Below are 5,982 nucleotides of genomic sequence, written 5' to 3' on the forward strand. Positions count from 1 at the left end.
CGATAGGGCAGTATGAGTTTGAACTCGCCGTCGCGGATTTTGAAGTCCAGCTGGTTCACACCAGCGGCATGCACCTGGACCATGACCTCGTCATCGCGCAGCTCCGGGCTCGGCATGTCCGTCAACCGCAAACTGCTTTTTTTTCCATAACGTTCAACGATGAATGCTTTCATGATGTTTTCACTGTTGGCATCACGTCGAGCCGCAGATCTTTTCGAATCCCGGCATCCACCAGACCAGCAGGCGCAAATGTCCGGAGGAATCGCAGGCGACTCGCGAGTCCGCCTGCGGTGTATCGGAGTTTGGGGCGAGCGGCACTGGCAGCTTTCAGCACGACGTCCGCCACGACGCCCGGCTGTTCCGCAGTCGCCATCACTTCCTTCACGCGCTGGCTCACGGCGGCGCGAACCTCGCGGTACTCCTCGAGCTTGGTGTCGGGTTCCAGGAAGTTCGCGTCGAACGGCGTCTTCGTGTATGCGGGCTCGATGACCGAGACCCGGATGCCCCTCGTGCGTAGCTCATGGTCGAGCGACTCGGAGTAGCCTTCGATCGCATGCTTCGTCGCCGCATACAGTGCCCCGTACGGCATTGGCAGGAAACCAAGCACCGAGCCGATATTGATGATGCGTCCCGCGCCCTGTCGGCGCATGTGCGGCACGACGGCGCGCGTCATCCGGACGATCCCGAAGAAGTTGGTGTCAAAGATCGCCTGGGCCTGCGCGATCGAACTTTCCTCCGCACCGGCCGGGGCGACCCCGAAGCCCGCGTTGTTGACCAGCAGGTCGATGCGGCCTTCAAGCTGAATCAGCTGTTGCACCGCGGCTTCAACCGACGCGTCCTGGGTCACATCCAGTGGCAGTATCTCGAAGGGCTGACCACCTGCCCGGCCGCCGCGCCGGCTGGTGCCGTAGACCTTGTAGCCGGCCTGCGAAAGCCGCAGCGCAACCGCTTCGCCTATGCCTGAGGAGGCGCCTGTCACCAGGACAACTTTGTAGTGGGGGTTCATGGTGTTGTTCTTTCAGCGTGAAGTGAATTTGGAATGATGATCGTCATACATAATTGCGAGGAAAAAAGCAGGCATGGCTCAAAAAGAGAATTCAGTGGGAGACCGGTACCAGCTGCTTCAGCGCGGCTTCGCAAAAGCTGTCCGCCAGCGCGGGCTCGTCGACCACGCGCGCCAGCAGCAAGGTGCCGACCATGGTGGCGACCGTCGCCAGCGCGCGCTCGTGGGCGCCGGGCTGGCCCCAATCGGGTGACTGGCGGGCGACGAAATCCACCATTTCCTTGATGTGGCGGGTGGTCGCGCGRCGCACTTCAGGCGCCTGGCGCGGTGTCTCCGAACCCAGCGCGGCCAAGGGACAGCCCATCTCGATCTGCTCCCGGTGCTCCGGCGAGAGGTAGGCGCGCAGCATGGCCGCCATGGCCTGTTCAGGCGGCGAGCCGGCCGCAACACCCGCCACCACGGCAGCCGATTCGGCACAGGCCCGCGTTGCGGCTTCGGCCAGCATGGCCTCGCGCGACGCGAAGTGGGCGTAAAACGCACCATGGGTCAGGCCGGCCTCTTTCATGATGTCGGCCACGCCGGTGCCGCTATAGCCGCTGCGGCGTATTGCCCGCGCGGCCACGGAGACGATGCGTTCGTGGGAGGCCTCCTTGGCAGCCGTTCTGGCGTTGATTTTGGTGTTTCGCATGATGAGTATCATACATTATTTGGCAACTATGCGTGCCCAGGCAATTTTGATCGCTGACTTGTTGCGTGTCCCTCACGCAACGCCAGGATGGACAACAGGGAAGGAAGGGACGGTGCTGCGCGCAGGCCAACGTCCAGAAAGCCGGAGGCTTCCTGGACGTCGCAATGCGGTTTAACGAGAGATGCACACGCCGGCTGGCGGTGCGGCGGCGCTGCTTAACCCGCAGTATTTGCCCTGCCGTGTGCGGCAGGTACGTTGAAGTCGCTGGGGTAGGAGTTGTCAACGCTCAGCTTGTAGCCTTCGTGCTGTGCCTGCTCCAGTTCAGCGCGGACTTCTGCGCGGGTCTTGGTACCTGCAACGGGGGTGGCATCAGTGCCAGGATAGCTGCTGTCGCTGTTGACCTGGTATGACGCGCGCGGTGATTGCAGCAACTCTGCGCGGACATCGGCGCGGCTCAAGGTGCTGGCGGCGCTCACTTCATTGCCGGGGTAGTTGCTGTCCTGGGCAAAGCTGTTCGCCGAGGCGAGCGCTGCAAGGGCAAGAACGGATGCGGAAACAAGTTTCGTCGATTTCATGGTGAATTTCCTTTAAGAACAAGTGTGAAAACAGGCGGGACGGGCGTTGTGCCCGTGAGGCCTTCATCGCTGAGTCGCGTTTTGAACAGGTGGCTCACCGATGTATCAAACCTTGTTCCGCGGCGCAGATACACAAGTGCGTATTGGCAGAACATTCAATTGTCGAAACCGGAACAATAACGGCGTGTAGTCCTGGAACTTTTTGGCGTTCAAAAAATTCGCCCACGTTTCTTTGCGATTTGTGAGGCGTGTTTTACGAAGGGTGAAATGCCATGAACTACGACAGCACCCAGGGAGGCTGCCACTGTTATGTGGGGCCGCAAGCCCGCTTTTCCACACCGGCCGCCCGGGTGAGTGCTTTTGCCGTGCCCCGGCGCAGGTTTTAGTCCTGCCGGGCTTCCATCTTCCTGATCACAGCGCGCGTGTACTCGGTCATGAATTCCAGAAACACACTGGTGCGTGCCGGAATGAATTTGCGGCTGGGCAGCGCTGCATAGAGCGTGTTGGTGCCGGTGGTCCAGGGCGACAAAATACGTTGCAGCGCGCCGCTGTTGAGGTGGTTGGCCACCAGGTCGATGGACTGGCTCATGATGCCCGCACCGTCCACACAGGCGCGTATCAGCGTGTCCGAATGGTTCACCAGCATGCTGGGCTCGATTTGCACCTCCACTTCCCGATTGTTTTCCTTCGGGTTGAACAGGCGCCAGCTGCGGTGGCGGTTGGCCTGTGCCTTGATGCGCATGCATTGATGATGGGGCAGGTCTTCAGGTTGTGCGGGTGTGCCGTGGCGGCGCAGGTAGTCTGGCGAGGCGCAGAGAATACCGGCGGAAGACGCAATAGGCCGGGCGATGATGTTGGCGTCAAAGGTGTCGGCAGCGCCCAGCAGGGTGAGGTCGTAGTCTTCCACGGGCGGCATCAAGGGAGAGTCCACATAGATATCCAGCACGACCTTGGGGTAGCGCCGCGCGAACTCCGCCACCAGGGGCGCAATCACGTGCACGGCAAATACCGGCGGGGTCAGAATGCGGATGACGCCGGACATTTCCTGCGCATGGGCCTGGGCGGCGGCATGCGCTTCGTCGATGTCATCGAGGATGTGGCGCACCCGTGCCAGGTAGGCCTCGCCGGCATCCGTCAGGGCCAGGCGGCGGGTGGTGCGCTGCAGCAGCCGCACGCCCAGGTGATCTTCCAGGTCGCCGACCAGCCGCGTCACCACGGCGGAAGACATGTCGAATTTGCGCGCTGCGGCCGCAAAACTCCCGTCATCCACCACCTGCTGAAAAACGCGCATTGATTGAAGCCGGTCCATGGTTTACCCCTAAGTTAAGCCATCATTGTTGCTGATTCAACAGTAATGTATTGTTGAAATTGCTATTTTTTGATCGATTTGAATGGAATAAAGTTCATACATCGATGAGCCGAAGCCCACTACAAGGCGACTCACCGAGGCTGGACAGACGGGAAGATGAGCCCGCCATGCCCGGAACGTCACTTAACTTTGAGAGGATATTCATCATGAAATCGAACTTTATCGCCGCTTCCGTTGTTGCTGTTGCCGCCCTGACTTCCGTGGCTGCTTCTGCCCAAACCTTCAACTCCTATTTGTTTGACCAGATGCAGGCACCTGCGACCAAAACCCGTGCTGAAGTCAAAAGCGAGGTGCTGCAGGCACAAAACGCCGGCTCCGCTTCGAGCTACAACGGCGCCACCGCCCAGCAAAACCTGGGCGCTCCCCGCGCCGAGAAGGCCGGTGCAGCACCCCAGGCTGCTGCTGAAGCTGTGAAGACCAGCCAGCAATAAGCCAGTACGGCGCCGGCGCCTGGCCGGTCCCGACGCTTTTCGCCCCGGCAGCCTTTGGCTGCCGGGGCGATTGCATTTGGGCCTGCGGGATTCACGCAGGCCGTATACGACAGTATCCGGCCGCACTCTAGAATTCCCCTCATCTTGAGAACCTCCAACGCACCTTACGCCTTTGCCTTTGTCGCCGCGCAGCTGTTGGCCCTGCCGGGCCTGGGTCTGGCGCTTTACCTGTACACCGTTGGCAGGATGGCGGGCAGTGGTGGCTGGCTGATTGGAGTGTTCGAGCTGCTGTTTTCAGGCGTGGTGGTGCTGCCCGCGGTGCTGCTGTGCACGGTGCTCCTGCTGATTGCAGGCTTGTTCTCCCGGGTGCGGCCATGGGCTTGCCTCGTGCTATTGCTGGTCAATGCGGCCGTGCTGGCTGTTGGCTGGGCGATCAGTCCAGCCACCGAAGCCGCGGAGCTGCTGGTCTGGGTCGCCACAGCGCTTTCGGCCGCGGCTGCTGCTGCGCTGGCGTGGCAGGCGTTCTCGCCGGTGACGAGGCCTGAGCGGAACATGCTGTGGGGACAGCTCCTGCTGGTTGTCGGGCTTGGGATTGGATTGGGGCTGGCAGGCGGCGGCAGTGTCCCTGCTCCGTCACCTGCCGAGCCGGACCCCATGGCAGCGATACCGCCGGAGCGCGTATTCAAGGGACTTCTGGGTGGCAAGCCGGTGCACCTCGCGGTGCATGACTGCAAGGTCTACCGCGCCATACCCAAGTCATCCAAGGAGCCCGGCGAGAACGGCTGGCAGATGGTGCTTGAACCCGATCTCTATCCCTTCTTCACGTATTGCGAGCGGCAGTCGCTGCAGGCAGATAATGGCGTCGTCACCGTCACCCTCGGGCGCATCGCCTTCGGTGCAGGGGGCTGCTGCGCCACGGGTGGCACTTACCGTTCCAGGGACGGTGAGCTGTGGAAGAAGCTGTGAAGTCCGCCGAGTAACGGAGCCGGATAGGGCGCCGAACAAGCTGCGCTCGAATCCGCAGGGCATCAGGTTGCTATAAAAGTAATAGCTGGTTGCGCAGAACCTGCTTGGGTCAAAGCCGTTTTTCGCTTTGAAAATAGCCGTTTTTTGTTGTCCGGGGATGGCAAAAATCCAGAAAAATCCCTGCCGGCATGCGGTTTCAGGGCCTTTTTTGTGTGCCAAATGTGCCGGTAGCCCAATAACAACGCGCGCGACCAGCTATCAAAAAGATAGCGATTTGCCGATGCCCTCAGTCAACCCAACCGTTATCTAACCCGCAAGCGGCGCCCAGTGGTTGTCCAGCCGCATATTTTTGAGCGCCGGCAAAGCTGTGCGGCCTGCGCCGTCGCGTGTCATTGCGGCGAGCCGCCCCCCGGCCCACAGTATGGTGTCAGCCTGGCCCTCCGCCGGAGCCGACGTGACGGCGCAGGCCTCTTCCAGCGGGAAAAAACCTGTCCAGCGCCCATCGGCCTGCCATATGGCCACGCCGTTGGCGCGCGGGCAGCTCACGGCAAAACCGCCCGCCGCCCAAGTGATGTCGCCGCCGTAGCCAGCCAGTACGCGTCCGTCGGCGGCGCAGGCTTGCAACTTCCGGCCGTCAAAAAGCGCCAGCACGGGCGCGGCGGTTCTGGCCGCGGTGTCATCATGCTCGGCCTGCAGCGCGATGCCCAGGACACGCGCACCGCCCGCCGCCGGCGCGCCGCCCCAGGCCATGTGCCGCAGGCTCAGGCGCCTGTCGGCCAGGCGCCACTGGCCCAGCAGCGCGCCGCTGCGTGCGTCCAGCCGCACCAGCGAGGCGTCCATGCGGTCCATGTGAATTTTCAGGCGGCCGGTTTCAGGCAGCGCGGGAATGCCGCCGTTCGCGACGACCAAACTGCCGTCGTCGTCCAGCAAAAGTTCGTGCGGGTCCATGC

General features: G+C 61.9%; 7 protein-coding genes and 1 pseudogene. 2 read left to right on the forward strand and 6 right to left on the reverse strand.

Annotation, left to right across the window (positions count from 1 at the left end; genetic code table 11):
- From AC1DWI_RS11610 to AC1DWI_RS11630, 5 genes and pseudogenes are all read right to left on the reverse strand, one after another.
- Nucleotides 1-173 (reverse strand): annotated as a pseudogene (locus AC1DWI_RS11610) (NADP-dependent oxidoreductase); the annotation flags it as partial.
- On the reverse strand, nucleotides 170-1,006 hold the full coding sequence (locus tag AC1DWI_RS11615) for an oxidoreductase (protein ID WP_477670171.1): 837 nt from the start codon (nucleotides 1,004-1,006) through the stop codon (nucleotides 170-172). The pseudogene AC1DWI_RS11610 and the gene AC1DWI_RS11615, both read right to left, overlap by 4 nt.
- 91 nt (nucleotides 1,007-1,097) lie before the next feature.
- On the reverse strand, nucleotides 1,098-1,703 hold the full coding sequence (locus AC1DWI_RS11620; protein ID WP_477670170.1) for a TetR/AcrR family transcriptional regulator: 606 nt from the start codon (nucleotides 1,701-1,703) through the stop codon (nucleotides 1,098-1,100).
- A 203-nt stretch (nucleotides 1,704-1,906) separates the two neighbouring features.
- Nucleotides 1,907-2,266, reverse strand: coding sequence for a DUF4148 domain-containing protein (locus tag AC1DWI_RS11625; RefSeq protein WP_477670169.1), 360 nt, complete (start codon nucleotides 2,264-2,266; stop codon nucleotides 1,907-1,909).
- 382 nt (nucleotides 2,267-2,648) lie between these two features.
- Nucleotides 2,649-3,575 carry a LysR family transcriptional regulator gene (locus AC1DWI_RS11630; protein ID WP_477670168.1) on the reverse strand — a complete coding sequence of 309 codons (927 nt, stop codon included), beginning with the start codon at nucleotides 3,573-3,575 and terminating at the stop codon, nucleotides 2,649-2,651.
- A 206-nt stretch (nucleotides 3,576-3,781) separates the two neighbouring features.
- Here AC1DWI_RS11630 and AC1DWI_RS11635 point away from each other — a divergent pair, with 206 nt between their 5' ends.
- Together AC1DWI_RS11635 and AC1DWI_RS11640 are read left to right on the forward strand one after the other, a co-directional pair.
- Nucleotides 3,782-4,066, forward strand: coding sequence for a DUF4148 domain-containing protein (locus AC1DWI_RS11635; protein WP_477670167.1), 285 nt, complete (start codon nucleotides 3,782-3,784; stop codon nucleotides 4,064-4,066).
- 144 nt (nucleotides 4,067-4,210) lie between these two features.
- Nucleotides 4,211-5,032 (forward strand): hypothetical protein, encoded by an 822-nt coding sequence (locus AC1DWI_RS11640; RefSeq protein WP_477670166.1) that lies wholly within the window; start codon nucleotides 4,211-4,213, stop codon nucleotides 5,030-5,032.
- 306 nt (nucleotides 5,033-5,338) lie between these two features.
- Here AC1DWI_RS11640 and AC1DWI_RS11645 read toward each other — a convergent pair.
- On the reverse strand, nucleotides 5,339-5,982 hold a 644-nt coding region (locus tag AC1DWI_RS11645; RefSeq protein ID WP_477724873.1), incomplete at its 5' end, for a DUF1513 domain-containing protein.

Source organism: Polaromonas sp. P3_C2 (genome assembly GCF_056402675.1).